Source organism: Vibrio sp. QJM3NY_21, from assembly GCF_057785975.1.
In genome coordinates, this window is the sequence record NZ_CM173513.1 from 2,954,485 (window position 1) to 2,980,113 (window position 25,629).

General features: G+C 44.7%; 25 protein-coding genes. 11 read left to right on the forward strand and 14 right to left on the reverse strand.

Annotated elements, in window-relative coordinates:
• The first annotated feature begins 14 nt into the window (after positions 1–14).
• Positions 15–620: a LuxR/HapR/OpaR family quorum-sensing transcriptional regulator gene (locus AC3CID_RS12975; RefSeq protein ID WP_054547492.1), complete on the forward strand. Its 606-nt coding sequence runs from the start codon at positions 15–17 to the stop codon at positions 618–620.
• A gap of 191 nt (positions 621–811) precedes the next feature.
• On the opposite strand, the gene lpdA is transcribed toward AC3CID_RS12975, so the two are convergent.
• The 5 genes from lpdA to ampD form a co-directional block, all read right to left on the reverse strand.
• The gene (gene lpdA / locus AC3CID_RS12980; RefSeq protein WP_004735450.1) at positions 812–2,239 is read right to left on the reverse strand and encodes a dihydrolipoyl dehydrogenase; all 1,428 of its coding nucleotides are present in this window, start codon (positions 2,237–2,239) and stop codon (positions 812–814) included.
• Between the two features lie 242 nt (positions 2,240–2,481).
• Complete coding sequence (aceF, locus tag AC3CID_RS12985; RefSeq protein ID WP_488525023.1) at positions 2,482–4,371, reverse strand: pyruvate dehydrogenase complex dihydrolipoyllysine-residue acetyltransferase; 1,890 nt, start codon at positions 4,369–4,371, stop codon at positions 2,482–2,484.
• A 26-nt stretch (positions 4,372–4,397) separates the two neighbouring features.
• On the reverse strand, positions 4,398–7,061 hold the full coding sequence (gene aceE, locus AC3CID_RS12990; RefSeq protein ID WP_171315082.1) for a pyruvate dehydrogenase (acetyl-transferring), homodimeric type: 2,664 nt from the start codon (positions 7,059–7,061) through the stop codon (positions 4,398–4,400).
• A gap of 62 nt (positions 7,062–7,123) precedes the next feature.
• A complete protein-coding gene (gene pdhR, locus AC3CID_RS12995; protein ID WP_009847596.1) occupies positions 7,124–7,885 on the reverse strand; it encodes a pyruvate dehydrogenase complex transcriptional repressor PdhR in 762 nt (253 codons plus the stop codon).
• Positions 7,886–8,368: 483 nt separating this feature from the next.
• A complete protein-coding gene (ampD, locus tag AC3CID_RS13000; RefSeq protein ID WP_488526653.1) occupies positions 8,369–8,968 on the reverse strand; it encodes a 1,6-anhydro-N-acetylmuramyl-L-alanine amidase AmpD in 600 nt (199 codons plus the stop codon).
• Between the two features lie 83 nt (positions 8,969–9,051).
• On the opposite strand from ampD, the gene nadC reads away from it, so the two are divergent.
• The 8 genes from nadC to yacG all read left to right on the forward strand — a co-directional run bounded on the left by nadC (position 9,052) and on the right by yacG (position 16,191).
• Positions 9,052–9,942, forward strand: coding sequence for a carboxylating nicotinate-nucleotide diphosphorylase (nadC, locus tag AC3CID_RS13005; RefSeq protein ID WP_488526654.1), 891 nt, complete (start codon positions 9,052–9,054; stop codon positions 9,940–9,942).
• A gap of 255 nt (positions 9,943–10,197) precedes the next feature.
• On the forward strand, positions 10,198–10,662 hold the full coding sequence (locus tag AC3CID_RS13010; RefSeq protein ID WP_488526655.1) for a pilin: 465 nt from the start codon (positions 10,198–10,200) through the stop codon (positions 10,660–10,662).
• Complete coding sequence (gene pilB / locus AC3CID_RS13015; RefSeq protein WP_488526656.1) at positions 10,662–12,347, forward strand: type IV-A pilus assembly ATPase PilB; 1,686 nt, start codon at positions 10,662–10,664, stop codon at positions 12,345–12,347. Before AC3CID_RS13010 ends, pilB begins: the two co-directional genes overlap by 1 nt.
• A gap of 14 nt (positions 12,348–12,361) precedes the next feature.
• Complete coding sequence (locus AC3CID_RS13020) at positions 12,362–13,591, forward strand: type II secretion system F family protein (RefSeq protein WP_237291070.1); 1,230 nt, start codon at positions 12,362–12,364, stop codon at positions 13,589–13,591.
• A 67-nt stretch (positions 13,592–13,658) separates the two neighbouring features.
• Complete coding sequence (locus AC3CID_RS13025) at positions 13,659–14,528, forward strand: prepilin peptidase (protein ID WP_004735439.1); 870 nt, start codon at positions 13,659–13,661, stop codon at positions 14,526–14,528.
• A gap of 2 nt (positions 14,529–14,530) precedes the next feature.
• A complete protein-coding gene (gene coaE / locus AC3CID_RS13030) occupies positions 14,531–15,145 on the forward strand; it encodes a dephospho-CoA kinase (protein WP_488526657.1) in 615 nt (204 codons plus the stop codon).
• A 26-nt stretch (positions 15,146–15,171) separates the two neighbouring features.
• On the forward strand, positions 15,172–15,912 hold the full coding sequence (gene zapD, locus AC3CID_RS13035) for a cell division protein ZapD (RefSeq protein ID WP_017087400.1): 741 nt from the start codon (positions 15,172–15,174) through the stop codon (positions 15,910–15,912).
• Positions 15,913–15,993: 81 nt separating this feature from the next.
• The gene (yacG, locus tag AC3CID_RS13040; RefSeq protein ID WP_488526658.1) at positions 15,994–16,191 is read left to right on the forward strand and encodes a DNA gyrase inhibitor YacG; all 198 of its coding nucleotides are present in this window, start codon (positions 15,994–15,996) and stop codon (positions 16,189–16,191) included.
• Here the strand turns inward: yacG and AC3CID_RS13045 are convergent.
• From AC3CID_RS13045 to ffh, 6 genes are all read right to left on the reverse strand, one after another.
• Positions 16,188–16,346: a hypothetical protein gene (locus AC3CID_RS13045; RefSeq protein ID WP_488526659.1), complete on the reverse strand. Its 159-nt coding sequence runs from the start codon at positions 16,344–16,346 to the stop codon at positions 16,188–16,190. The genes yacG and AC3CID_RS13045 overlap by 4 nt on opposite strands.
• A 220-nt stretch (positions 16,347–16,566) precedes the next feature.
• Positions 16,567–16,920 carry a 50S ribosomal protein L19 gene (gene rplS, locus AC3CID_RS13050; protein WP_004735514.1) on the reverse strand — a complete coding sequence of 118 codons (354 nt, stop codon included), beginning with the start codon at positions 16,918–16,920 and terminating at the stop codon, positions 16,567–16,569.
• A 59-nt stretch (positions 16,921–16,979) separates the two neighbouring features.
• A complete protein-coding gene (gene trmD, locus AC3CID_RS13055) occupies positions 16,980–17,720 on the reverse strand; it encodes a tRNA (guanosine(37)-N1)-methyltransferase TrmD (protein WP_004735512.1) in 741 nt (246 codons plus the stop codon).
• Positions 17,721–17,746: 26 nt separating this feature from the next.
• On the reverse strand, positions 17,747–18,301 hold the full coding sequence (gene rimM, locus AC3CID_RS13060) for a ribosome maturation factor RimM (protein WP_004735510.1): 555 nt from the start codon (positions 18,299–18,301) through the stop codon (positions 17,747–17,749).
• A 24-nt stretch (positions 18,302–18,325) separates the two neighbouring features.
• Positions 18,326–18,574, reverse strand: a complete 249-nt coding sequence (gene rpsP, locus AC3CID_RS13065; protein ID WP_004735508.1) for a 30S ribosomal protein S16 — start codon at positions 18,572–18,574, stop codon at positions 18,326–18,328.
• 212 nt (positions 18,575–18,786) lie between these two features.
• Positions 18,787–20,181 (reverse strand): signal recognition particle protein, encoded by a 1,395-nt coding sequence (gene ffh / locus AC3CID_RS13070; protein ID WP_004735506.1) that lies wholly within the window; start codon positions 20,179–20,181, stop codon positions 18,787–18,789.
• Positions 20,182–20,381: 200 nt separating this feature from the next.
• Between ffh and AC3CID_RS13075 the strand changes: the two genes are divergently transcribed.
• Both AC3CID_RS13075 and AC3CID_RS13080 read left to right on the forward strand, forming a co-directional pair.
• A complete protein-coding gene (locus AC3CID_RS13075) occupies positions 20,382–21,176 on the forward strand; it encodes a cytochrome C assembly family protein (protein WP_017079954.1) in 795 nt (264 codons plus the stop codon).
• A 127-nt stretch (positions 21,177–21,303) separates the two neighbouring features.
• The gene (locus AC3CID_RS13080) at positions 21,304–22,575 is read left to right on the forward strand and encodes an HlyC/CorC family transporter (protein WP_004735502.1); all 1,272 of its coding nucleotides are present in this window, start codon (positions 21,304–21,306) and stop codon (positions 22,573–22,575) included.
• Positions 22,576–22,763: 188 nt separating this feature from the next.
• Here the strand turns inward: AC3CID_RS13080 and luxS are convergent, their stop codons facing one another.
• The 3 genes from luxS to gshA are packed head-to-tail and all read right to left on the reverse strand — an operon-like array spanning position 22,764 to position 25,536.
• Positions 22,764–23,282, reverse strand: coding sequence for an S-ribosylhomocysteine lyase (luxS, locus tag AC3CID_RS13085; protein WP_017079953.1), 519 nt, complete (start codon positions 23,280–23,282; stop codon positions 22,764–22,766).
• 24 nt (positions 23,283–23,306) lie between these two features.
• Positions 23,307–23,957: a transglycosylase SLT domain-containing protein gene (locus AC3CID_RS13090; protein ID WP_054547482.1), complete on the reverse strand. Its 651-nt coding sequence runs from the start codon at positions 23,955–23,957 to the stop codon at positions 23,307–23,309.
• Between the two features lie 10 nt (positions 23,958–23,967).
• On the reverse strand, positions 23,968–25,536 hold the full coding sequence (gene gshA / locus AC3CID_RS13095; protein WP_029222726.1) for a glutamate--cysteine ligase: 1,569 nt from the start codon (positions 25,534–25,536) through the stop codon (positions 23,968–23,970).
• Between the last annotated feature and the right edge of the window lie 93 nt (positions 25,537–25,629).

The following is a 25,629-nucleotide window of genomic DNA, read 5'->3' on the forward strand; positions in this document are numbered from 1 at the left end:
GCAAGGAAAATAAAATGGACTCAATATCTAAGAGACCTAGAACTAGGCTTTCACCTTTAAAAAGAAAACTTCAATTGATGGAAATCGCTCTTGAGGTATTCTCTCGCCGCGGTATTGGTCGTGGTGGACACGCTGATATTGCAGACATCGCTCAGGTGTCTGTAGCAACGGTATTTAATTACTTCCCTACCCGTGAAGATCTGGTTGATGAAGTGCTTAATCATGTTGTACGCCAATTCTCTAACTTCCTTTCAGACAATATCGATCTAGATATTCACGCAAAACAAAACCTACATAATATTGCGACTGAAATGGTGACGTTAGTGGCTCACGATAGCCATTGGTTGAACGTATGGTTTGAATGGAGCGCTTCGACTCGTGATGAAGTGTGGCCTCTGTTTGTAACCACTAACCGCACTAACCAGATGTTAGTACAAAACATGTTTAGTAAAGCGATTGAACGCGGCGAAGTTTGCGACGATCACGACCCTAAACATCTTGCGAACCTATTCCACGGCATTTGCTACTCACTGTTCATTCAAGCGAAACGTGTAGATACTCAAGAAGAACTTTCGACCTTGACGGATAGCTACTTGAACATGCTGTGCATTTATAAGTAGATTCGAGTAAATAATTTAAGGGTTGGCCTAATCGGTCAACCCTTTTTTTGCCGTATGTGATCGCTCTTCGCATCCCGAGCGCAGCGTACTCGCATCTCGGAGTGAAACGTTCCTATTCCTTACTTCAGACATAAAAAAGCCGCTGACGAATCAGCGGCTTTCAAAAACATTAGCGAGTCGCTAAGAAAGAATTACTTCTTCTTTTTAACTGCTTTTTTGTTTGGAAGGTCAGTGATTGAACCTTCGAATACTTCCGCAGCTAGACCAACAGACTCGTGTAGAGTTGGGTGAGCGTGGATAGTAAGAGCGATATCTTCTGCATCACAACCCATTTCGATTGCTAGGCCGATTTCGCCAAGAAGTTCACCACCGTTAGTACCAACAACAGCACCACCGATTACGCGATGAGTATCTTTATCGAAGATCATCTTAGTCATACCGTCAGCACAGTCTGAAGCGATTGCACGACCAGAAGCAGCCCAAGGGAAAGTAGCAACTTCGTAGTTCAGGCCTTCCGCTTTCGCTTCTTTCTCAGTCTTACCTACCCAAGCAACTTCTGGCTCAGTGTACGCAATTGATGGGATTACTTTAGGATCGAAGTAGTGCTTCTTACCAGAGATAACTTCAGCAGCTACGTGACCTTCATGCACACCTTTGTGAGCAAGCATTGGTTGACCAACAACGTCACCGATCGCGTGGATGTGAGGAACGTTAGTACGCATTTGCTTATCAACATTGATGAAACCACGCTCATCAACTTCGATACCCGCTTTTTCAGCGTCGATAAGTGCACCGTTTGGAACACGACCGATAGCAACAAGAACAGCATCGTAGCGCTCAGCTTCAGCTGGTGCTTTTTTGCCTTCCATTGAAACGTAGATACCATCTTCTTTCGCTTCAACAGCCGTCACTTTAGTTTCAAGCATTAGCTTGAACTTGTTCTTGATGCGTTTAGTGAAGACTTTAACGATGTCTTTATCCGCAGCAGGGATAACTTGATCGAACATCTCAACAACTTCAACTTTAGAACCTAGAGAGTGATAAACCGTACCCATCTCAAGACCGATGATACCGCCGCCCATGATAAGCAGTTTTTCTGGTACTTCGTTTAGTTCTAGTGCATCCGTAGAATCCCAAATACGTGGGTCTTCATGTGGGATGAACGGAAGTTTGATTGGGCGAGAACCCGCTGCAATGATTGCATTATCAAAGTTAATTGTTGTCGTTTCTTCGCCAACAACTTCGATGCTGTTAGGACCAGTAAACTTACCGAAACCGTTAACAACAGTAACATTACGCATCTTAGCCATACCGCCAAGACCGCCAGTCAGTTGATCAACTACTTTGTCTTTCCAGATACGAACTTTGTTGATGTCCGTTTGTGGCTCGCCGAATACAACGCCGTGCTCTGCCATCGCTTTTGCTTCTTCAATTACTTTAGATACGTGAAGAAGTGCTTTTGATGGAATACAACCAACGTTTAGACATACACCACCAAGAGTGCTGTAACGTTCAACTAGTACTGTTTCTAGACCTAAATCCGCACAACGGAATGCCGCTGAGTAGCCAGCAGGACCTGAACCAAGTACAACAACTTGGGCTTTAATTTCTTTGCTCATTGTGACCTCTTGTAGTCATTATCCCTAACAGGCTGAGTAGATGTTCTTAAAATTATTGGGCTTTCAAACAGGAAACATTTTACAGAGATGTTAACAGTGTGAAAGTAGCTTTAAGTTAGCCTGTGAGCTAGACAACAATTCCCCCGCAGTTTATGAGAAATGCCGGAAACTGTTCTCTAAAAATAGTCTTTATATAAAGAATTAAGGTGACCCGAAAGTCACCTTAATAATTACTTTCTCAATTACAGTACTAGACGACGAATGTCAGATAGTGCGCTGTTTAGGAAAGTAATGAAGCGTGCACCTTCAGCACCATCGATCACGCGGTGATCGTATGATAGAGACAGTGGAAGCTGTAGACGTGGTTGGAACTCTTTACCATTCCAAACTGGCTTAATCTCAGACTTAGATACACCTAGGATACCTACTTCTGGAGCATTTACGATTGGAGTAAATGCAGTACCGCCAATACCACCAAGGCTAGAGATTGTGAAACAACCGCCTTGCATGTCTGCCGCTGTTAGCTTACCAGAACGTGCTTTCTTAGAAACAACCATTAGTTCTTCAGATAGCTCGTAAATACCTTTCTTGTTCACGTCTTTGAAAACAGGAACAACTAGGCCGTTTGGTGTATCAACTGCGATACCCACGTTTACGTACTTCTTAAGAATGATGCTTTCGCCATCGTCAGAAAGAGACGAGTTGAATGCAGGGAATGCTTCTAGCGCTTTAGCAACAGCTTTCATGATGAACACAAGTGGAGTGATCTTCATGCCAGTGTCTTTCTTCGCTTCGATTGCGTTCTGTTCTTTACGGAATGCTTCTAGCTCAGTGATGTCTGCGTTGTCCCACTGTGTAACGTGCGGGATCATTACCCAGTTACGGTGCAGGTTAGCGCCAGAGATCTTCTTAATCTTAGAAAGCTTCTGAACTTCAGTTTCGCCGAACTTGCTGAAGTCAACTTTTGGCCATGGTAGTAGACCAAGAGCAGAACCGTCGCCGCCTTTGCCAGATGCCGCAGCACCAGACTCGAGACGCTTAAGTGCATCTTTAACGTAAGACTGAACGTCTTCTTTAAGGATACGGCTCTTACGACCAGTACCTTTAACCTTAGAAAGGTTAACGCCAAATTCGCGAGCAAGACGACGAACAACTGGAGATGCGTGCGCGTAGTCACCGTTCTCTTGGAAGTCGCCAGCTGCTGGAGCTACTGCTTCTGCTTTAGGTGCAGATGCTGCTGCCGGAGCTGCTGCTTGTGCTGGAGCTGAAGCCGCTACTGCTACTGGAGCTGCGCCTTCAACAACGAAAGTCATGATTGAAGAGCCTGTTGACACTTTGTCACCAGCTGCAATCTTGATCTCTTTTACTGTACCAGCGAATGGTGCAGGCACTTCCATTGAAGCTTTGTCGCCTTCAACAGTAATTAGAGATTGCTCTTCTTCTACTGTATCGCCAACCGCTACCATGATTTCAGTAACTTCTACTTCGTCGCCACCGATATCAGGAACGTTCACTTCTTTCTCAGCAGATGCTGCTGGAGCAGCTGCAACTGGTGCCGCCGCTGGAGCAGGAGCTGCTGCAACTGGTGCGCCAGAACCTGCCACTTCAAATACCATTACTAGAGAACCAGTAGATACTGAATCACCAGAAGCGATCTTGATTTCTTTAACGATACCAGCGAATGGTGCAGGTACTTCCATTGAAGCCTTGTCACCTTCAACAGTAAGAAGAGATTGCTCTTCTTCTACTGCGTCACCGATAGCTACCATGATTTCAGTTACTTCAACTTCATCACCGCCGATATCAGGAACGTGAACTTCTTTAAGCTCAGCTGCTGCAGGAGCAGCTGCAACTGGTGCCGCCGCTTCAACTGCTGGAGCAGCCGGTGCTGCTGCAGCACCTTCTGCTTCGAAGATCATGATAAGAGAACCAGTAGAAACAGAATCACCTTCTGAAATCTTGATTTCTTTAACGATACCCGCTTGAGACGCAGGAACTTCCATTGAAGCTTTGTCGCCTTCAACAGTGATCAGTGACTGCTCTTCTTCAACCTTGTCGCCAACGTTTACAAGAATCTCAGTTACTTCAACCTCGTCAGCACCGATGTCTGGTACATTAATTTCGATTGTCATTGTATTTACCTACCTTAATGCCAGTCTTATGCGTATTGCGGGTTAGTTTTTTCAGTGTCGATATCGAACTTAGCAATTGCTTGTGCAACTACAGACTTCTCGATATCACCACGTTTAGCCAGTTCAGTTAGAGCTGCAACTACGATGTAGCCAGCGTTAACTTCGAAGTGACGACGTAGGTTTGCACGGCTGTCAGAACGGCCGAAACCATCTGTACCAAGTACTTTGTAAGACTCAGTTGGCATGTACGCACGTACTTGCTCAGCGTAGTTCTTCATGTAGTCAGTCACTGCGATTGCAGGTTCTTTACCAAGAACAGTCGTGATGTACGGTACTTTATCTTCAGCTTCTGGGTGAAGCATGTTGTCACGCTCTACCGCTTGGCCGTCACGAGTTAGTTCGTTGAACGACGTTACAGAGAATACGTCAGATGCTACGCCGTACTCTTCGCTTAGAATTTCAGCCGCTTTACGCGCTTCGTTCATGATAGTACCAGAGCTCATTAGTTGAACTTTGCCCTTAGCACCAGCGTGAGATTCAAGCTTGTAGATACCCTTACGAATGCCTTCTTCAGCGCCTTCTGGCATTGCTGGCATTGCGTAGTTCTCGTTCATTACTGTTAGGTAGTAGTAAACGTTCTCTTGGTTCTCACCGTACATGCGACGGATACCGTCTTGCATGATAACCGCTAGCTCGTAAGCAAACGTTGGGTCGTAAGAGATACAGTTAGGGATCGTGTTCGCTTGAATGTGCGAGTGACCATCTTCGTGCTGTAGACCTTCACCATTCAGTGTTGTACGACCGGCAGTAGCACCTAGTAGGAAGCCACGAGCTTGTTGGTCGCCTGCTAACCAAGCCATGTCGCCAATACGTTGGAAACCGAACATTGAGTAGTAGATGTAGAACGGGATCATCGGTAGATCGTTTGTGCTGTATGAAGTTGCAGCTGCAACCCATGAAGCCATAGAACCTAGTTCGTTGATACCTTCTTGAAGAACTTGACCAGACGTTGCTTCTTTGTAGTAAGAAACGATGCCTTTATCTTCAGGTGTGTATTCTTGACCGTGTGGGTTGTAGATACCAACCTGACGGAATAGACCTTCCATACCGAATGTACGAGCTTCATCACAGATGATAGGAACGATGTTCTTACCAATGTTCTTATCTTTAAGAAGGATGTTTAGCGTACGTACATAAGCCATAGTTGTAGAGATATCACGCTTCTGTTCACCTAGTAGAGGTGCGAATGCGTCTAGCTCAGGAACCTTGAACTCTTGAGTAAACTTAGGAAGACGAGCAGGCGTGTAACCGTGTAGAGCGTTACGACGAGCGTGCATGTATTCGTACTCAGGCGTACCTTCTTCTAGTTTCAGGTAAGGAAGCTCTGTGATTTTCTCATCAGAAAGAATGTCTTCTAGGCCTAGGCGATCACGTAGGTGTTGAACATGAGTCATGTCCATTTTCTTAACACCGTGTGCAATGTTCTTACCTTCAGCTGCATCACCCATACCGTAACCTTTAACAGTCTTAGCTAGGATTACAGTTGGCTTACCGTTTGTCTCTTTCGCATTGTTGAAAGCAGCAAACAGTTTAGAAGAATCGTGACCACCACGCTTAAGAGCGAAGATTTCGTCATCAGTCATGTCTGCAACTAGTGCAGCTGTTTCTGGGTACTTACCAAAGAAGTGCTCACGTACGTATGCGCCATCTTTAGATTTGAATGTCTGGTAGTCACCATCGATAGTTTCGTTCATTAGTTGAAGAAGCTTACCAGTCGTGTCTTTAGCCAGTAGTGAATCCCAATTGCTACCCCAGATAACTTTAACAACGTTCCAACCTGCGCCCTTGAATAGGCCTTCAAGTTCTTGAATGATGCTACCGTTACCCATTACAGGGCCGTCTAGACGCTGTAGGTTACAGTTGATTAGGAAACATAGGTTGTCTAGCTTCTCACGCGCAGCGAAAGAGATAGCACCACGTGATTCTGGCTCATCCATCTCACCGTCACCTAGGAACGCGTATACGCGTTGCGCTGAAGTTTCTTTCAGGCCACGGCCGTCAAGGTACTTAAGGAAGCGCGCTTGGTAGATCGCAGAGATAGGACCAAGACCCATAGATACAGTAGGGAACTGCCAGAACTCAGGCATCAGTTTCGGGTGCGGGTAAGAAGGGATACCTTTACCATCAACTTCTTGACGGAAGTTATCTAGCTGTTCTTCAGTTAGACGACCTTCAACGAATGCACGAGAGTAGATACCTGGAGAGATGTGACCTTGGTAATAAACTAGATCGCCACCGTCCGTCTCGTTTGGAGCACGGAAGAAGTGGTTGAAACATACTTCATAGAACGCTGCAGCTGACTGGTAAGAAGCCATATGACCACCAAGGTCTAGGTCTTTCTTAGAAGCACGCAATACGATCATGATTGCGTTCCAGCGAATAATCGAACGAATACGACGCTCAAGAGTTACGTCACCAGGGTAAGCTGGCTCTTGTGCTGCTGGAATTGTGTTGATGTAGTTCGTGTTGATGCCTGTAGCCATATCAACACCATCTAAACGCGCTTTATCTAGAACTTGTTCTAGTAAAAACTGTGCACGTTCTACACCTTCTTCACGTACTACTGACTCAAGAGCTTCTAACCAATCTTGAGTTTCCAGAGCATCAACGTCATGCTTCATGTCAGACATGGCGATCTATCCTTTTTGTTAGTTGGATTCTACTAAACACGTAAAAAGCCGAAGTATTACGGCTATTTACCCTGTTGGATTCGACGTAAAGAACGTTCGCGGCGCGATTCTTCTTTGGTCAAATCCATCAATGTTTCTTCGATGTAAGCTAAATGAGAGTGTGACATTTCACGAGCCTGTTCTGGCTGTCCTGAAACGATCGCATCCACAATGTTAGCTCGATGTATACTCACTTTCTCCACAACGTCTTTACGACGATGCAACAGCTTTAAATTTTCTAAGACGTTTTGTTCGAGTAACGGAGCCAAGCTACGAACAATGTGCAATAACACCACATTGTGTGCTGCCTCTGTTAAAGCAATAAGAAAAGCCATCACCGCTGCAGATTCGGCTTCAATATCACCTTTATCTTGCGCACCGCGAATTTTTTCTTGGCATGCTTGAATTCGAGCAAAGTCTTCATCAGTGCCACGCAATGCCGCGAAGTAAGCCGAAATCCCTTCCATCGCATGACGCGATTCCAACAAGTCTAGTTGGGTTTCAGAATGGGAGGACAACAAATTAAGCAAAGGATCTGAAAAGCTTTTCCAGATATTTTCACTAACAAACGTACCTCCACCTTGACGGCGAGTAAGCAAGCGTTTTGCTTCTAAACGTTGTATCGCTTCTCGGATTGAAGGACGAGACACATCGAACTGTTTCGCCAGTTCGCGCTCAGGCGGCAGCTGCTGCCCTGGAGCCAGTGTTCCTTCCACTATCAACCTTTCTAACTCTTGTTCGATAACGTCCGAGAGTTTTGGCTGACGAATCCTTTGATAAGCCATAGTTTGTTATTCTTCTTTTTCTTCGCTGACAATTGGTAATACCAATTTTAAGTTGGGCAGAAATTAACATAATTAAAACGCCACTGTCCAGTCTAAAGTTGACCTGCGTCATAGAACGCAGTGTGAATTAACCACGATTTAACAAATGAAATTTAAAACAGCAACCAAATTGGTCTTACCATTTACAGGGGTAATACTTTTGGGGAGTATTCGTGCTAGAAAGTTTCAGGATAAAAATGAATTGTTTCAGAAAGATTAGCGCCACTTGATTAAAAATCGAACCAAGTGCACATTAGAGGCAGAAATCCTGTTCATAAGTCTTAACATTAGGGCGTTTGATAAGCTCGTCACACTCTCGATTTATTGATGCTCACCGCCCGACCACTTCCTTTACAAAAGCACAACAAAAATTCACAAACAATTATGCTCATCATTGATTATCTAGAGCCCTTCAATGAGCAAAGCCTTATTGTGAATTCGAATTTAGAAGCTCAATTGACCTTGATATTTCTTCCAATCAAACACCAAACCGGGGTCAGTTTTTCTTAGCGGGGCGATGTATTGATGGCCAGTGATACGCTGACGCGTAATCTGCGGGAACGTCGACATCAATGTATTCGTCAATTGAGTCAAAGATTGATATTGCTGCTCGGTATAAGCAACAAAGTCACTGCCTTCCAATTCAATGCCAATCGAGTAGTCATTACATCTTTCACGGCCAGCGAAGCTCGATTGACCCGCATGCCAAGCTCGGTCTAAGAAAGAAACAAACTGCACCACTTCCCCATCGCGACGAATCAAGCAGTGTGCAGAAACACCCATTTGGTGAATCACCTTAAAAAACGGATGATCAGCGGGGTCGAGTTTTCCCGTAAAAAACTGTTCGATGTAAGGCCCGCCAAATTGACCCGGTGGTAAACTAATATTGTGGACCACCAGCAAAGAGATATCTCCACCCTTTGGCCTTGCATCAAAATAAGGGGAAGGAACATGCCGAGCGTTGCCATACCATCCGTTAGAGCTGATCGTCATCTTAGTCTCACTTTCTTTTCTGCTAGCACAATAAGATGTGACCTTGCCCATAGAGCAGTCACGCTAGCCTCTTTAATTTGAAGTTAAGCAAGAGTATCATTCCATTCCCACTCCCTTTCAAGATTAGATTTGCGATGAAAAACACACATAACAGCCACCAACGCCTTGATTACTTAAAAGAGCAACTGCCGCTAGAGATCACTCGCTCAGTGGCTGAGACCATCAAAGAAGATCTAGGCGGAACGTTAGATCCAGCGGCTGATATCACGGCAAGTCTAATCCCAGCAGACGCAATCAACAGCGCAACCATCATTACGCGTGAGCACGGTGTGTTCTGTGGTAAAGCTTGGGCTGATGAAGTGTTTAAGCAATTGGGCGGTGAAGTCACTATCGAGTGGAACGTAGAAGATGGCGATAAAGTTGAACCAAACCAAACGCTTTGTTCGTTAACAGGCCCAGCACGCACACTATTAACTGGTGAGCGTAATGCAATGAACTTCATTCAAACGCTATCTGGCTGTGCGACTACAACAGCAATCTACGCAGACAAAGTTAAGCACACAGAATGCCGCCTATTAGACACTCGTAAAACCATTCCGGGCCTTCGCAGCGCACTAAAATACGCTGTTGCTTGTGGTGGCGGTTTCAACCACCGTATTGGCGTTTTTGATGCTTACCTAATTAAAGAAAACCACATCATTGCATGTGGTGGCATTGAGAAAGCTATCTCGACAGCAAAAGAGCTTAACCCAGGTAAGCCTGTAGAAGTTGAAACTGAGAGTCTAGAAGAGCTAGAGCAAGCAATCAACGCGGGTGCAGACATCATCATGCTAGACAACTTCACCACGGACATGATGCGTGAAGCGGTTAAAATCAATGCAGGTCGTGCAGCACTAGAAAACTCAGGTAACGTCACTCTAGACACTATCGCAGAATTCGCTGAGACGGGCGTTGATTACATCTCTGTTGGTGCACTCACTAAGCACTTAAAGGCGATGGATTTATCAATGAGATTCAAAGCTTAATCTATTGAAATATAAATAACTTATTTATAAAGGCACGGTTAACTACCGAGCCTTTTTTATTGCCTAATTTATCAGTATTTCAATCACTTATTTAAGTTGATCGCATAAATTTGCGCGTCATATGAAACAAGACACCAATAAGTACAAAACCGCTCGCGACCACACCTGAACACCATTCCACTTACCCACCTCAACTTCTATTCTTTCCAACAACCAGTGCTTGCGCTGAAACAAACTAAACAATGGAATAGAACAATGAATAACAAAAACAAAAGAACAAATCAGAAAGGCTTTACGCTGATTGAATTGATGATAGTGGTGGCGATTATTGGTATTTTGTCAGCTTTTGCAGTGCCTGCTTACCAAAACTACACAATGAAAGCACACGCTAGTGAAATGTTAAGTGCTTCATCTGCGATGAAAATGTCTCTCGGTATATGCCTAGTAAATGGCGAAGCTAATTGCTCATCAGGTAACGGTGGTGTACCAGATTCACAGACTCTAGGAGAATTTACAGTCTCAGCAGTTGCTGGTGTTAGTGATGCAGCTACAACGATTCAAGCAATTGTCGATGCTGGCCAAACAAAAGGAAGATTAGTTGAAGGAGACAGCATAACCATAACTCCTGACTTAACAACCGCAGGAGTAACATGGGAAGTGACATGTACAAATGGAGGAACGCAAAGCGCGGATGTATCTGATTGGTGTCCAGCTAACTAATGCTAACCAACCTCCCTACAATTCTTCGTCAGGCTAACCTCCTTAGCCTGACTCAAGAACAAACCGTTGCGGAACATGTACATGCTTCAGGTGTCTCTACGCCTGAAGCTTTGCTCGTTCTAGACACCTTCACAGGCGAGAGTCTCGCGCATAGCATTCAGGCCATCTTCGGTTTGCCGTTGGTGCAGTTGGCTAATACTGACTATGAATCCTTGTGTGAACAATTAGGGCTTCGCGAGCTGATCACAAAGTATCGCGCCATTCCAATTTCAGTTTCTAGCTCAAGTCTTACACTCGCCTCAGCCGACCCAACCGACTTACAGGCGGAAGATGATTTTCGCTTTGCGACGGGATTACAGATTGAATTGGTTGTCGCCAATTACTCTGAATTAGAAGGCGCAATACGAAAGCTGTATGGGCGTTCGATTTCCGGGCAAGACTCCAAGCGCAAAGAGATCACCCAAGATGAACTCGCTAATCTCGTTGAAATCTCTGACGATGAGATGACTTCAATTGAAGATCTCAGCCAAGACGACTCCCCTGTCAGCCGTTTTATCAATCAAATACTGGTTGATGCGGTGCGTAAAGGCGCATCAGACATCCACTTCGAACCTTATGAAGAACGCTTCCGGGTGCGATTACGTTGTGATGGCATCCTTGTTGAAATACAACAACCCGCTTCCCATTTAAGTCGCCGTTTATCAGCTCGCTTAAAGATCCTCGCTAAGCTTGATATCGCTGAACGTCGCCTGCCGCAAGACGGTCGTATTAAGTTGCGGTTAAATGATGAACTGGCGATTGATATGCGTGTATCTACGCTGCCAACATTGTGGGGAGAAAAGATCGTACTGCGTCTTTTAGACAGCAGCGCGGCCAATTTAGATATCGATAAATTGGGTTACAGCGAAGATCAAAAAGCACTCTATCTCAATGCATTGAAACGTCCACAAGGGATGATCTTAATGACCGGCCCAACCGGCAGCGGTAAAACGGTTTCTCTCTATACTGGCCTTCGCGTTCTTAACACTACAGAACGCAACATCTCAACAGCCGAAGATCCTGTTGAAATTAACCTGTGTGGCATCAATCAGGTACAAGTGACACCTAAGATCGGCTTTGGTTTCGCTGAAGCGTTGCGATCATTTTTACGACAAGATCCTGATGTGGTGATGGTCGGAGAGATCCGTGATTTGGAAACCGCAGAGATCGCGATCAAAGCCTCGCAAACAGGCCACTTAGTGCTTTCGACACTGCACACCAATTCTGCAGCAGAAACCGTGACTCGCCTCTCTCATATGGGGATAGAACCTTTTAACCTCGCTTCATCATTAAGCCTGATTATCGCCCAACGACTAGCAAGACGATTGTGCGACCACTGTAAAGCCGCTGATGACTCACCTGATATATTTCTACGCCACTCTATTCCCAATAGCCAAATCATCTACAAAGCCAACTCACAAGGGTGTAATGAGTGTAATCAGGGATACTCAGGGCGAGTCGGTATTTATGAAGTCATGCCGTTTAGCGAGCAGCTAAAAAGCAGCCTGATTGACAAACCGAACGCGTTAGCCATTGAAAACTTAGCGCGCCGGGAAGGCATGAGAACTTTACAAGAGTCAGGACTAGATAAACTGCTTGAAGGCACCACCAGCTATCAAGAGCTACAACGTGTTCTATACCTATAATTCACGGAGCGAAAATGAGTAGTAAAAGCAAACAATCACAACTAAAAAACTACCATTGGAAGGGAATCAATAGTTCTGGCAAGAAAGTATCAGGGCAGAGCTTAGCGCTCACCGAATTAGAAGTGCGAGAGAAGCTCAAAGAGCAGCATATTCAGATTAAGAAAATCAAAAAGAAAAGCATCTCAGCAATCACTCGTTTAACCCATCGAGTCAAAGCCAAAGATATCACTATTTTGACTCGCCAACTGGCTACCATGTTGGCTACTGGTGTGCCCATCGTTCAAGCCATCAAGTTAGTGTCAGACAATCACCGCAAAGCAGAAATGAAATCGATTTTATCGCACATCTGCAAAGGTGTAGAAGCCGGCACGCCAATCTCAAAAGCGATGCGAACCGCAAGTCGCCACTTTGATGATCTCTATACCGACTTGGTCGCGACAGGCGAACTCTCCGGCAACCTTGCACAAGTATTTGAACGCTTGGCGACCTATCGAGAAAAGAGTGAGCAACTAAAATCCAAGGTTATAAAAGCTCTCATCTACCCAGCAATGGTTGTAGCGGTCGCCCTTACCGTTTCCTACTTAATGCTAACCATGGTCATCCCGGAATTTGAATCGATGTTTTCTGGTTTCGGAGCAGACTTACCTTGGTTCACTCAGCAAGTGCTTTATCTTTCCCACTGGATGCAGGCCTACAGTTTTTATACTGCGATCGGTATTGTTTTATTAATTCTGTCTTTTCAGCAACTGCGTCAGCGATCTTACTCGATTCGACTTTCAACCAGTCGTCTTGGTTTACGCTTCCCTATCTTGGGTGCTGTCATCACTAAGGCATCAATTGCAAAGTTCAGCCGAACGCTATCAACCAGTTTTAGTTCTGGGATTCCTATCTTAACCAGCCTTAAAACAACGGCTAAAACGGCGGGTAATCTACATTATGAATCGGCAATCATCGAGGTTCACCGAGAAACAGCCGCGGGTATGCCGATGTACATTGCAATGCGCAATACCAATGCCTTCCCGGAGATGGTTTTGCAGATGGTGATGATTGGTGAAGAGTCCGGAAATCTTGATGATATGCTCAATAAAGTCGCTTCCATTTACGAGTTCGAAGTAGACAACACCGTCGATAACCTAGGTAAGATTCTAGAGCCACTGATCATCGTATTTTTAGGCACCGTAGTAGGCGGACTTGTCGTCGCGATGTACTTACCGATCTTTAATCTTATGAGTGTGTTAGGATAGTTAAAAGCAACTAAACACCCATGAGCAGCCAACCTCTGCTCACCTTGATTAAGTGGTAAAGGACACTATGGAAGTATTTCACTACTATCCTTGGCTATTCCCCGTATTAGCTTTCATTTTTAGCCTTCTTATCGGCAGCTTCCTCAACGTAGTCATACACCGTTTACCGATAATGATGGAACGAGAGTGGCAACAAGAGTGCTCGGAGTATTTCTCTCAATATAAAATTCCAGCACCAGAGGGAAAGTTCAATCTCAGTATCCCTCGTTCTACTTGTCCTAAATGTAAAACCCAATTAAGAATTATCGACAATATTCCAGTATTAAGTTGGTTGTTCTTAAAGGGCAAGTGCCATAGCTGTGCTAACCCAATCAGCGCTCGTTACCCATTGGTCGAACTGCTTACGGCGATACTTTGTACCGTAGTCGCGAGCCACTTTGGTTTCAGTTACTACGCCATTGCTTTGATTTTTTTCACGTTTGCATTGATTACCGCAACCTTTATCGATCTCGATACTATGCTGTTGCCTGACCAAATTACCTTGCCTTTAGTTTGGTCCGGTATCGCGTTAGCTCTGTTTAATATCAGCCCTGTATCTCTTCAAGATTCCGTAATTGGCGCAATGGCAGGCTACCTAGCACTTTGGTCGGTTTATTGGCTGTTCAAGCTGTTAACAGGCAAAGAAGGCATGGGTTACGGCGACTTCAAACTTCTGGCTGCACTTGGCGCGTGGCTTGGCTGGCAGCACCTACCAATGATCATTCTTTTGTCGTCGCTGGTCGGTTTAGTTTTCGGATTGATTCAACTTCGCTTGAAACAACAAGGCATAGATAAAGCCTTTCCATTTGGACCTTACCTTGCAATTGCGGGTTGGGTGAGTTTGATGTGGGGTAACGACATCATGGGCTGGTATTTCACTTCTGTACTAGGAATTTAACTATGGCAATTATTATCGGATTAAGCGGTGGTATCGCCAGTGGAAAAACCACGGTTGCTAATCTCTTCAATGAGCATTTTAATATTGATATTGTCGATGCTGATATCGTTGCACGCGAAGTCGTCGCAGTGGGCAGTGACGGCTTAAAGCAGATTACTGATCGTTTTGGTGAGACGATCTTGCTTGAAGATGGATCACTCAACCGAAGTAAGCTGCGTGAGTTAATCTTCTCGGATCCCACAGAGAAACAATGGCTCAATGACCTGCTGCACCCCATGATCCGTAACAAAATTGACAGTGACCTGTCTAAAGTCACATCCCCTTATGGTTTATTAGTCGCACCGCTATTGGTTGAAAACCAAATGCAAAGCATGGCCGATCGCGTATTAATCGTTGATGTGCCAACAGAAGTGCAAATAGAGCGTACGATGAGTCGTGATAATGTTTCTAGGGAACAGGTTACAGCAATTTTAAAATCACAGGCTTCAAGAGAACAACGCTTAGCAGTTGCAGATGACGTGATTAAAAACCATACTAAAAACCAAGAACTTTTGCCTCAAATCACAGATTTACATCAAAAGTATCTGGCAATCAGTACTGTAGATGGGTCAGAATAGAATAATGTTGAATGAAGGTTTGCTCGATGATCACCCACAAATTTGAACATCCTCTAAATGAGAAAACACGCATCTACTTAAGAGTTGAATCACTCTTGAGGCAGCTGCACTTGTCTTCTACATTTTCCGATGCTCAACAGTATCAACTCTTTTTCCGTTCCATCTTTGATCTGATTGAAATCTTCGAACAGATCCAACTCAAGAGTGAACTCGCAAAAGATATTGAGAAGCAGCGTGTAACCTACAAAAGCTGGTTAGATGTTGAAGGTGTTGATCAAGAGATGCTGACTTCACTACTCAACGATATTAGTAACATCTATCGTGAACTGATGCAGGCGGAGCGTTTTGGGCAGTCACTTAAAGAAGACCGCTTCTTGAGTGCCATACGTCAACGCTTTAATTTGCCAGGTGGCTCATGCTGCTTTGATTTACCCGCACTGCATTATTGGTTGCATCTTCCTCTCGATAAGAGAATGCGAGATGCCAAAGCTTGGATGGATAGCCTACAGCCTCTGTATGAAGCGCTAACGCTATGGTTAAAGCTCACCAGAGAGACTGGTCACTTTAAAGAGCAAATTGCTCGCGCTGGCTTCTTCCAGAGCGATGCTGATGAAGCGAATATCCTTCGCCTTTCTATTCCAATGCAATACGGTGCTTACCCGATGATCTCCGGGCATAAAAACCGTTTTGCCGTTAAGTTCATGAGCTTTGAAACAGGACAAGCCTGTACTCAAGACATCGAATTTGAATTGGCTGTCTGCAGCTAATTAATTTCCTTTTATAGTTTGGCTTGAGCCTTCACTCGAGCCTAAACTCTTTCTTACAATACCCTCGAATTAAGAATCACTATGTCGAAAAAAATCACCATCGTTAAATGCCCTCAATGTAATGCCGACGTTGAATGGGGCGAACAAAGCCCACACCGCCCGTTTTGCAGTAAGCAATGTCAGATGATTGATTTCGGTGAATGGGCAGACGAAGAGAACAGCATTGCTGGCGCATCAGACATGTCAGATAGCGATGGTTGGTCGGAAGATCCACACTAAGCGAGTAACGAGTAACGAGTAACGAGTAACGAGTAACGAGTAACGAGTAACGAGTAACGAGTAACGAGTAACGAGTAACGAGTAACGAGTAACGAGTAACGAGTAACGAGTAACGAGTAACGAGTAAATTTTGAAGGGTTGACGTTTTGCGTCAATCCTTTTTTATTGCCGGTAATAGGTTATTGGTAGAGATTCCCTGCTCCTTCCTTCGTCAGTCTAGGGAATGACAGTTATATGTAACACTGTTCTCCAATCGTCATCCCCAATTACGAGGAACGAGCGAATTGAGGCTCTCTTACCTACTCAGCTCTAAATAGCAGACACAAAAAAGCGGAGCCAAATGGCTCCGCTTTTATCGATAGAATGCAAAAAGAATTACTTCTTAGTAAGCTTCTCTTTAATACGAGCTGACTTACCAGAACGCTCACGTAGGTAGTACAACTTGGCACGACGTACTGCACCACGGCGTTTAACTTCGATGCTATCAACCATTGGAGAGTGAGTTTGGAACGCACGCTCTACGCCTTCACCGTTCGAGATCTTACGAACTGTGAATGCAGAGTGTAGACCACGGTTACGAATAGCGATTACAACGCCTTCGAAAGCCTGTAGACGCTCACGGTCACCTTCTTTTACCTTAACCTGAACTACAACAGTGTCACCTGGTGCGAATTTAGGAAGGTCTGATTTTAGTTGCTCTTCTTCAAGAGCCTTGATGATGTTGCTCATTTGTATAAATTCCTAGAATAAACTGATACTAAATTTAATAGGTTACTGCTTGCTTTTCTTTAAGAGCGTTGCTCTTTAATGAATTCAGCCAGTAATTGTTCCTGTTCGTCAGTCAGAGCTAGGTTTTCCAGGAGCTCTGGTCTTCTTAGCCAAGTTCGGCCCAACGATTGTTTTAATCGCCAGCGACGAATGTCCTTATGGTTTCCAGACTTGAGCACCGATGGCACATCTTTATCGTCTAGCACCTCAGGGCGCGTATAATGGGGACAATCTAGCAAACCATTTGCAAAAGAATCTTCTTCTGCTGAAGCGAAATCTCCAAGTACACCCGGAACAAACCGAGAGACTGAATCAATCAACGTCATGGCTGGCAGTTCGCCACCCGTCATCACAAAATCGCCAATCGACCATTCTTCGTCGACTTCAGATTGAATAATGCGCTCATCTACCCCTTCATAGCGACCACAAATAAGAAGCAAGTTCTCGTTTGTTGCCAACTCTTCAACACCTTTCTGGTCGAGTTTACGACCTTGAGGTGAAAGATAGATTACTTTCGTCTTTCCCGGTGCTGCTTGCTTGGCAGTTTGGATAGCATCGCGCAAAGGCTGAACCATCATTAACATGCCAGGACCACCACCGTAAGGTCTATCATCAACAGTGCGATGTTTATCATGAGTGAAATCGCGAGGATTCCATGTCTCAATAGATAAAAGACCTTTTTTAACCGCTTGACCTGTTACTCCAAAATCAGTAACAGAACGGAACATTTCAGGAAACAGGCTAATAATGCCAACCCACATGTGTTCTCTCGCTCTGTAATTTGGAGTTAGAATCCAGGATCCCAGTCAACTTCGATCCGGCGAGCTTCGCGATCAACTTTCTTGATCACTTGCTCTTCAAGGTACGGTACTAACCGTTCCTTTTGGCCAAAAGCATCTTTAAGATTTGCTTTAATTACTAGAACATCATTCGAGCCAGTTTCTAATAGGTCAGTGACCTCACCAAGGTCGTAACCTTTAGTGGTAAAAACTTGCATACCGAACAATTCGCGCCAGTAGAATTCATCTTCTGACAATTCAGGTAACGAAGCAGGGTCAATAGCAATTTCAAAGTTAGTCATCAGTTGCGCGTCTTCACGAACATCTAATCCCGCTAGCTTACATACATAACCTTGGCCATGACGTTTCCAGCTCTCAACTTTGTACTCAACCCACTTACCCTTTTGGTTTAAATACCAAGGGCTGTAATCAAATATGCTTTCAGCATTGTCTGTGTAGGAGAACACTTTAAGCCAGCCACGAATACCATAGGTAGACCCAAGTTTACCCATGACAATTCTATTATTTTGCTCGCTCATCGTTTCTTTACCCTTCATCGACATAAGCTATTTCTCTTTAAAAAAGAATTAAGCCGCTTTTTGAGCGTCTTTAACTAGCTTAGCTACACGATCAGATAGAGATGCGCCTTGACCAACCCAGTGGTTAACACGATCTAGGTCTAGACGTAGACCTTCTTCTTGACCTTGAGCAGTAGGGTTAAAGAAACCTACTTTCTCGATGAAACGGCCAGTTACAGAGTTACGGCTATCCGCAACTACGATTTGATAAAATGGGCGCTTCTTTGCACCGTGACGTGCCAAACGAATGGTTACCATGTCGTCCTCTTTGCTTTCTTAATAAAATAATTAACCCCAAGTATAAGTAAATAGCTTGGGGTCTCGTGCCAAATTAAAGCCCCGGAATTTTACTCTTATTCCGGTGCAATGCAAGGGCTTTAGCTATTTTTTCACCAACATAGCAACCGGACACTTTCTGTGACACGGCTAACACTATGAAAAGTAACGTAGCTAAAGCTTACATTTGTAGATTATCGACCAAACGGGTTAAAACCACCACCCATTCCGCCCATACCTCCACCGCCGCCCATCATGCCTTGCATGTTGCGCATCATGCCTTTCATTCCACCTTTCTGCATTTTCTTCATCATCTTCTGCATTTGAGTGAACTGTTTAAGCATACGGTTTACATCTTGTACCTGCGTACCAGAACCTGCAGCAATACGCTTTTTGCGTGAGCCTTTGATTAGATCTGGACGCTGGCGTTCTTTCATTGTCATAGAGTTGATGATCGCTTCCATTTGCTTGAACATCTTGTCATCAACTTTATCTTTAACGTTGTCTGGTAGCTGAGACATACCTGGAAGCTTATCCATCATGCCCATCATGCCGCCCATGTTTTTCATCTGACCAAGCTGCTCACGGAAGTCTTCAAGGTCAAAGCCTTTCTTCTCTTTGAACTTCTTAGCCAGTTTCTCTGCTTTCTCGGTATCAACGTTTTTCTGTAGATCTTCAATAAGAGACAGTACGTCGCCCATACCTAAGATACGAGAAGCAACACGATCTGGGTGGAATGGTTCTAGTGCGTCAGTCTTTTCACCAACACCTAAGAATTTAATCGGCTTGCCAGTGATATGACGAACAGACAGTGCAGCACCACCTCGAGCATCACCATCAACTTTCGTCAAGATAACACCGGTTAGTGGGAGCGTATCACCAAAAGCTTTTGCAGTGTTCGCAGCATCTTGACCAGTCATTGCATCAACAACGAACAGAGTCTCTACTGGTTTAATGGCAGTATGAAGCTCTTTGATCTCGCCCATCATCTCTTCATCGATAGCCAAACGACCAGCAGTATCGACAATTAGCACGTCGTAGAATTTCTTCTTCGCATGGTCGATTGCAGCGTTTGCAATATCAAGAGGCTTTTGATCAGCTGAAGATGGGAAGAAGTCGACGCCAACATCGCTTGCTAACGTTTCAAGCTGTTTGATCGCCGCTGGGCGGTAAACGTCGGCAGACACAACCAAAACTTTCTTCTTGTCACGCTCAGTCAGGAGCTTAGATAGCTTACCTACCGATGTGGTTTTACCCGCACCTTGTAGACCTGCCATTAAAATAACGGCTGGCGGCTGTGCTGCTAGGTCAAGAGCCTCGTTAGACTCACCCATCACCGCTTCAAGTTCAGCTTGAACGATCTTAATGAATTCTTGACCAGGTGTTAGAGATTTAGAAACCTCAACACCCACAGCGCCTTCTTTTACGCGCTTAACAAAATCGCGGACAACGGGCAGTGCAACGTCGGCTTCAAGTAGCGCCATACGTACTTCACGCAGCGTCTCTTTTATATTGTCTTCGGTCAGACGACCTTTACCGCTGATGTTCTTCAGCGTTTTGGATAGACGATCCGTTAAATTATCAAACATAGTTTTCTCTTCGCTCAAAACTGCGACTATTACTGTGAGTATACATTAGCGCGGATTAGAGTCATACCCGTTGTAGAGCGTTAATCATCCACGCTTGTGATGTGAGACATTATTCACTTGGAATTGAATGAGGTTCACCATAGCCCCAAAGAGCGATGCGAGGTATAATTCGCCAATTAGTAATCATTTAAATGGATACCATGGACAGTCTTATTGCGATCGCAGCAGCCTTTCTTTATACAATGGCGATTTCCACGATCATTCCAGGTCTCGTGCACCAAACAGGAATCCGCGTAAAAACGGTGTTTATCAGCGCATTACTTGCTTTAGCTTTCCATGCTTGGTTGCTTGGCGATTTAATTTTTAATGCCAGTGGCCAAAACCTCAGTATCTTGAACGTTGCTTCATTGATCAGTTTAATCATCTCTTTGGTCATGAGCGGTGCGATGCTCAAAACCCGTTTGTGGTTCATCTTGCCGGTTGTTTATAGCTTCGCTGCTCTAAATCTAATGGCGGCCACTTTTCTTTCAAGCACGTTCATTAAACATCTAGAGAATGATCCAAAGCTGCTACTGCACATCTCTTTGGCTTTGTTCTCATACGCGACGTTGACTATCGGTGCGCTATACGCCCTGCAACTTGCGTGGCTAGATCACAAACTTAAAAAGAAAAAAGCGTTAGTGATAAACCCGAACCTACCTCCTTTAATGATGGTGGAAAGACAGCTTTTCAAGATCATTCTGATCGGTAATGGCTTATTAACAGGTACTTTATTGACAGGCCTTATCTTCGTACAAGATATGTTTGCTCAAGGAAAAGCACACAAGGCTGTATTGTCTTTTATTGCTTGGGTTATCTACTCCATCCTTCTATGGGGTCACTATCAGAAAGGTTGGCGTGGACAAAAAGTCACTTGGTTCGCACTTGCCGGTGCCAGCATGCTCACACTAGCCTACTTCGGTAGCCGCTTCGTTCAGGAAATCATCCTGAATTAGTCTGTAATATGAAGGCAAGGTCTCACACACCTTGCCTTTAAAATATTGAGTCCGTTAGATTCAATTGACATCTCGACCATGTTCGGTCATAAATTAATCAAGATACACAAATAGGAAAAGAATAGTTTTGGACGACATATCAACGGGTATCTTATTTGCGCTACTCGCGTGTCTCATTGTAATTTCTGGTTATTTCTCTGGTTCCGAAACGGGCATGATGTCCTTGAACCGCTACCGTTTAAAGCATTTGGCCAATACGGGTCATAAAGGTGCCAAACGCGTAGAAAAACTTCTGAACCGCCCAGACAGATTGATCGGCCTTATTCTCATCGGCAACAATCTCGTCAACATTCTTGCGTCTGCGATCGCGACTATTCTTGGTATGCGCATCTACGGGGATATCGGCGTAGCGATTGCTACCGGCGTCCTGACTCTCGTGATCCTCGTGTTTGCCGAAGTAACCCCAAAAACCATCGCTTCTCTGTTTCCAGAGCGTGTCTCTTATGCCAGTAGTATCCTTTTGATGATACTGATGAAGGTACTGTCACCATTGGTGATATTGGTGAACTTCATTACCAACGGTTTTATTCGTATCTTAGGTGTCAAAGCCCGCCACGATGCGACCGACCACTTAAGCTCTGAAGAGCTGAGAACCGTGGTAAATGAAGCGGGAAGCCTGATACCTCAGCGCCACCAAGATATGTTGGTGTCTATTTTAGATTTAGAACACGTGACCGTGAACGACATCATGGTGCCTCGAAATGAAATCACTGGCATCGACATCAATGATGACTGGAAATCTATCGTTCGCCAATTAACTCACTCCCCTCATGGGCGTATTGTGTTATATCGTGACCAGATAGATGAAGTGGTTGGCATGCTTAGGTTACGAGAAGCTTACCGCTTGATGCTTGAAAAGAACGAATTCAATAAAGAGACACTGCTGCGTGCTGCGGATGAGATCTACTTTATTCCTGAAGCGACACCACTCAATATTCAACTACTTAAGTTTCAGCGCAATAAACAGCGCATCGGTTTGATTGTGGATGAGTATGGCGATATCAACGGCTTGGTTACCCTTGAAGATATTCTAGAAGAAATCGTTGGTGAGTTTACGACCTCAATTGCACCAAGCTTATCTGAAGAGATCACACCGCAAAGCGATGGCAGCTTCTTGATTGAAGGCAGCGCCAATATCCGTGACATAAACAAAGGCTTGCAGTGGACACTACCTACAAATGGCCCAAGAACACTTAATGGTTTAATACTGGAACACCTTGAAGACATTCCTGAGAGTCACCTGAGTGTTCAGGTTGCGAGTCATCCAATGGAAATTGTTGAACTCGAAGAGAACCGTATCAAGCTCGTTCGCGTGTTCCCGCAGATCGTTAACGGATAAAAGTGGTTTGCAGGACTGGGATAACTAAGTGAGTAATCACAAGCTCACATGCGACAACTGCCTAGCTCTAAAATACGTTGACGAAAAAGGCCCGGTTCATTGAACCGGGCCTTTTAGTATCTAACTCGCTCTGTCTCTAGAGTGAAATGTATCTAGAGTAAAGCGTATTCAAGGTGAACTAACAATGACTAGTCGATCTTAAGCTCTTGAAGCATCGACTCTGGCAATGCCAGTTCATCATTTTTGTTTACAGAGATACCGGCAGCGATGATCGCATTAGCGATATCTTTAGCTTCATCCAAAGAGTGCATTGCCGCAGTACCACATTGATACTCGTTCAGCTCAGGGATCTTATTTTGATTCTCAACTTTCAGCACATCTTGCATTGCAGCCAACCAACCGTCTGCTACTTGCTGCTCTGAAGGCGTACCAATTAGGCTCATGTAGAAACCAGTACGACAACCCATCGGTGAAATATCGATGATCTCTACATCTGAACCGTTCAATTGATTACGCATAAATCCTGCGTAAAGGTGCTCGAGAGTATGGATACCTTTCTCAGATAGAATGTCTTTGTTTGGCGCAGTAAAACGCAGGTCAAACACAGTGATGGTATCCCCTTTTGGGGTTTGCATTGTTTTAGCTACACGAACTGCAGGTGCGTTCATGCGCGTGTGATCAACAGTGAAACTATCTAATAAAGGCATTGCTCTTCTCCGTGACGGTTGGCTTTAGAAAAACCAACTTCTATTGTCTTCTAGTTCTTTACGACACTGTTTAAGCTGCCATCCATAATCTTTTGCTTGCTGTTCGACTTTGCGCGCCACCTTAATCAACGATGGTTTGCTATTGTATGACTTGCGCTTATAACCACCACGACCTTCATGATAAGCCAAGTACTGGTTATATGGGTCCCAAAGTGAAACCCCTAACTGACGACGCGTCTCGCTGGTGTACCAACCGATGAACATCAATGCATCATCAAAGTTGGTTCTTGAACCACCGTTATTGGTCGCCTTTTGGAAGTCTTCCCAAGCAGGGTCTTGAGCTTGTGCATATCCGTAGGCACTGCTCACGCGTCCCCACGGAATAAAGCCAAGAATGTAATCTTTAGGTGGGCGTGCATCATGACGATAGCTACTCTCTTGTTTCACAAAAGCCATCGCTACGTTGATCGGCGTGCCCCACTCTTCTTGCATATCGAGAGCATCTTCATACCACGACGGGTGTTCTCTGAAGATGCTACACAAGTTATCTTGCTGCTTTGGTGGTGGCGTTGCACATCCAACCAATAGGCTAGAGACAACACCAACAGTCACTACTGGCAACCATTTTCCACTTACGCGTTTAGGCTGGCCTAATAAGGCTTGCTTCCTTTCCACCAAAGTCTCGCTATGCTTTTAAATACGAAAAGTAATCCGTTAAGAAGCTGTCAAAATCTTGAGTGCTTGCTTCTTCACTTTGTTGCTGAGCAATAACAGAGCGTTGAACTTCCGCTTCCATCAACTCAGCTGAGTAAACTTTATATTGGTGTGCTTTGTGTTGCTGAGCGTACGTTTTTCCTAACGCACAACCCACTTTACCCAAGCCACCTAATTTTTTGGTCTCTTCTAGCAACTGGCCAGAAATGGTCAGCTCTGGGTTATCGATCCAAGTTTCAAGCGTATCGCACGTTTCTTGATATGCACGACCACCTTGCTCAGCATCCATCAACTCAGCGATAACACGAAGATCTTTGAATACGCGTTTAGCCCAATCTTGCAGAGACAGTCTCTCGCCATCACAACCAATCTTGAGTTCTAAACCAACCTGACGACCTTCTAAGATCACCTTGTTCCAGTTATCGCGCCAGCATTCAAGTTCGCAGTTATCCATCTCAGCAGAGTCAGATAGAACACTCCAAGTTAAGAATAGATCGAGGAAGCGAACTTGTTGCTCATTGATACCAATTGAGCTGAATGGGTTTACGTCCAAAGAACGAACCTCGATGTACTCAACACCAGCACGAGCCAGTGCTTCCGATGGTTTTTCACCACTTTTCGCCACGCGCTTAGGGCGAATTGGCGCATAAAGCTCGTTCTCGATTTGAAGAACGTTACTATTCAATTGACGGTATTCACCATCAACCTTAGTGCCAATCTCAGCAAACTCTTCTGATGGCGTGCGAATCGCTTGGTTCAAACCTTCAAGGTACTGGTCTAGGCTGTTGAAGCCAATCTTTAATACGCTTTGAGCACTATTGGTGTAGCCAAGATCACTCAGGCGAAGTGCCGTTGCTTTTGGCAGATACAGTGTCTCGCCAACCTTCTCAAAAGGTAACTTTGTCTCTCTTCCTTTGATGAAAGAAGGACATAGTGCAGGTGAAGCACCGAAGAAATATGGGATTAACCAACCAAAACGGTAATAATTACGAATCAAACCAAAGTACGCATCTGACTTAGCTTCACAACGCGCTTCTTCTGTTTGCTCTCCAAACAGGCTATCCCAAAAACTTTCTGGGAAAGAAAAGTTGAAGTGAACACCAGAAATAATCTGCATCAGGCTACCGTAACGGCGCTTTAGGCCTTCACGATATAGCGTCTTCATTTTGCCGTTGTTAGAGGTGCCGTATTGCGCTAGCTGAATGTAATCTTCACTGCCTACGTAACAAGGCATAGAAAGCGGCCACATCTTTTCGCCATCTAACTTGGTTTGTGTGAAGTGATGGATATCAGACAACTGATTCAAAAGAGTCGGAACGTCGTTAGAAACAGGCGTAATAAACTCCAGTAGCGACTCGGAAAAATCGGTCGTTACCCATCCGTTCATCAACGCAGATCCCAAAGCCTTTGGGTGCGGCCCAGTAGCAAGGTGCCCATCTTCCGTGTAGCGTAACGTTTCCCTTTCAACACCACGACCAAATTGAGAGAAGGTCTTAGGGTTGGTTGCAACTTGCTTTAGTCGCGCAGCAAAATCAGTCAAAATTCAGTTCACTTATCTTATATCGTTCTGATTAGAACTATCATAAATTAGGTTGGAGGAGGAAAAATAGAGTCTTTTCCCTCCCCCTTTAAT

Coding starts and splice junctions, on each gene's coding strand:
- AC3CID_RS12975 (WP_054547492.1), top strand. CDS start 15: ATGGACTCAATATCTAAGAGACCTAGAACTAGGCTTTCACCTTTAAAA.
- lpdA (WP_004735450.1), bottom strand. CDS start 2,239: ATGAGCAAAGAAATTAAAGCCCAAGTTGTTGTACTTGGTTCAGGTCCT.
- aceF (WP_488525023.1), bottom strand. CDS start 4,371: ATGACAATCGAAATTAATGTACCAGACATCGGTGCTGACGAGGTTGAA.
- aceE (WP_171315082.1), bottom strand. CDS start 7,061: ATGTCTGACATGAAGCATGACGTTGATGCTCTGGAAACTCAAGATTGG.
- pdhR (WP_009847596.1), bottom strand. CDS start 7,885: ATGGCTTATCAAAGGATTCGTCAGCCAAAACTCTCGGACGTTATCGAA.
- ampD (WP_488526653.1), bottom strand. CDS start 8,968: ATGGGCAAGGTCACATCTTATTGTGCTAGCAGAAAAGAAAGTGAGACT.
- nadC (WP_488526654.1), top strand. CDS start 9,052: ATGAAAAACACACATAACAGCCACCAACGCCTTGATTACTTAAAAGAG.
- AC3CID_RS13010 (WP_488526655.1), top strand. CDS start 10,198: ATGAATAACAAAAACAAAAGAACAAATCAGAAAGGCTTTACGCTGATT.
- pilB (WP_488526656.1), top strand. CDS start 10,662: ATGCTAACCAACCTCCCTACAATTCTTCGTCAGGCTAACCTCCTTAGC.
- AC3CID_RS13020 (WP_237291070.1), top strand. CDS start 12,362: ATGAGTAGTAAAAGCAAACAATCACAACTAAAAAACTACCATTGGAAG.
- AC3CID_RS13025 (WP_004735439.1), top strand. CDS start 13,659: ATGGAAGTATTTCACTACTATCCTTGGCTATTCCCCGTATTAGCTTTC.
- coaE (WP_488526657.1), top strand. CDS start 14,531: ATGGCAATTATTATCGGATTAAGCGGTGGTATCGCCAGTGGAAAAACC.
- zapD (WP_017087400.1), top strand. CDS start 15,172: ATGATCACCCACAAATTTGAACATCCTCTAAATGAGAAAACACGCATC.
- yacG (WP_488526658.1), top strand. CDS start 15,994: ATGTCGAAAAAAATCACCATCGTTAAATGCCCTCAATGTAATGCCGAC.
- rplS (WP_004735514.1), bottom strand. CDS start 16,920: ATGAGCAACATCATCAAGGCTCTTGAAGAAGAGCAACTAAAATCAGAC.
- trmD (WP_004735512.1), bottom strand. CDS start 17,720: ATGTGGGTTGGCATTATTAGCCTGTTTCCTGAAATGTTCCGTTCTGTT.
- rimM (WP_004735510.1), bottom strand. CDS start 18,301: ATGTCGATGAAGGGTAAAGAAACGATGAGCGAGCAAAATAATAGAATT.
- rpsP (WP_004735508.1), bottom strand. CDS start 18,574: ATGGTAACCATTCGTTTGGCACGTCACGGTGCAAAGAAGCGCCCATTT.
- ffh (WP_004735506.1), bottom strand. CDS start 20,181: ATGTTTGATAATTTAACGGATCGTCTATCCAAAACGCTGAAGAACATC.
- AC3CID_RS13075 (WP_017079954.1), top strand. CDS start 20,382: ATGGACAGTCTTATTGCGATCGCAGCAGCCTTTCTTTATACAATGGCG.
- luxS (WP_017079953.1), bottom strand. CDS start 23,282: ATGCCTTTATTAGATAGTTTCACTGTTGATCACACGCGCATGAACGCA.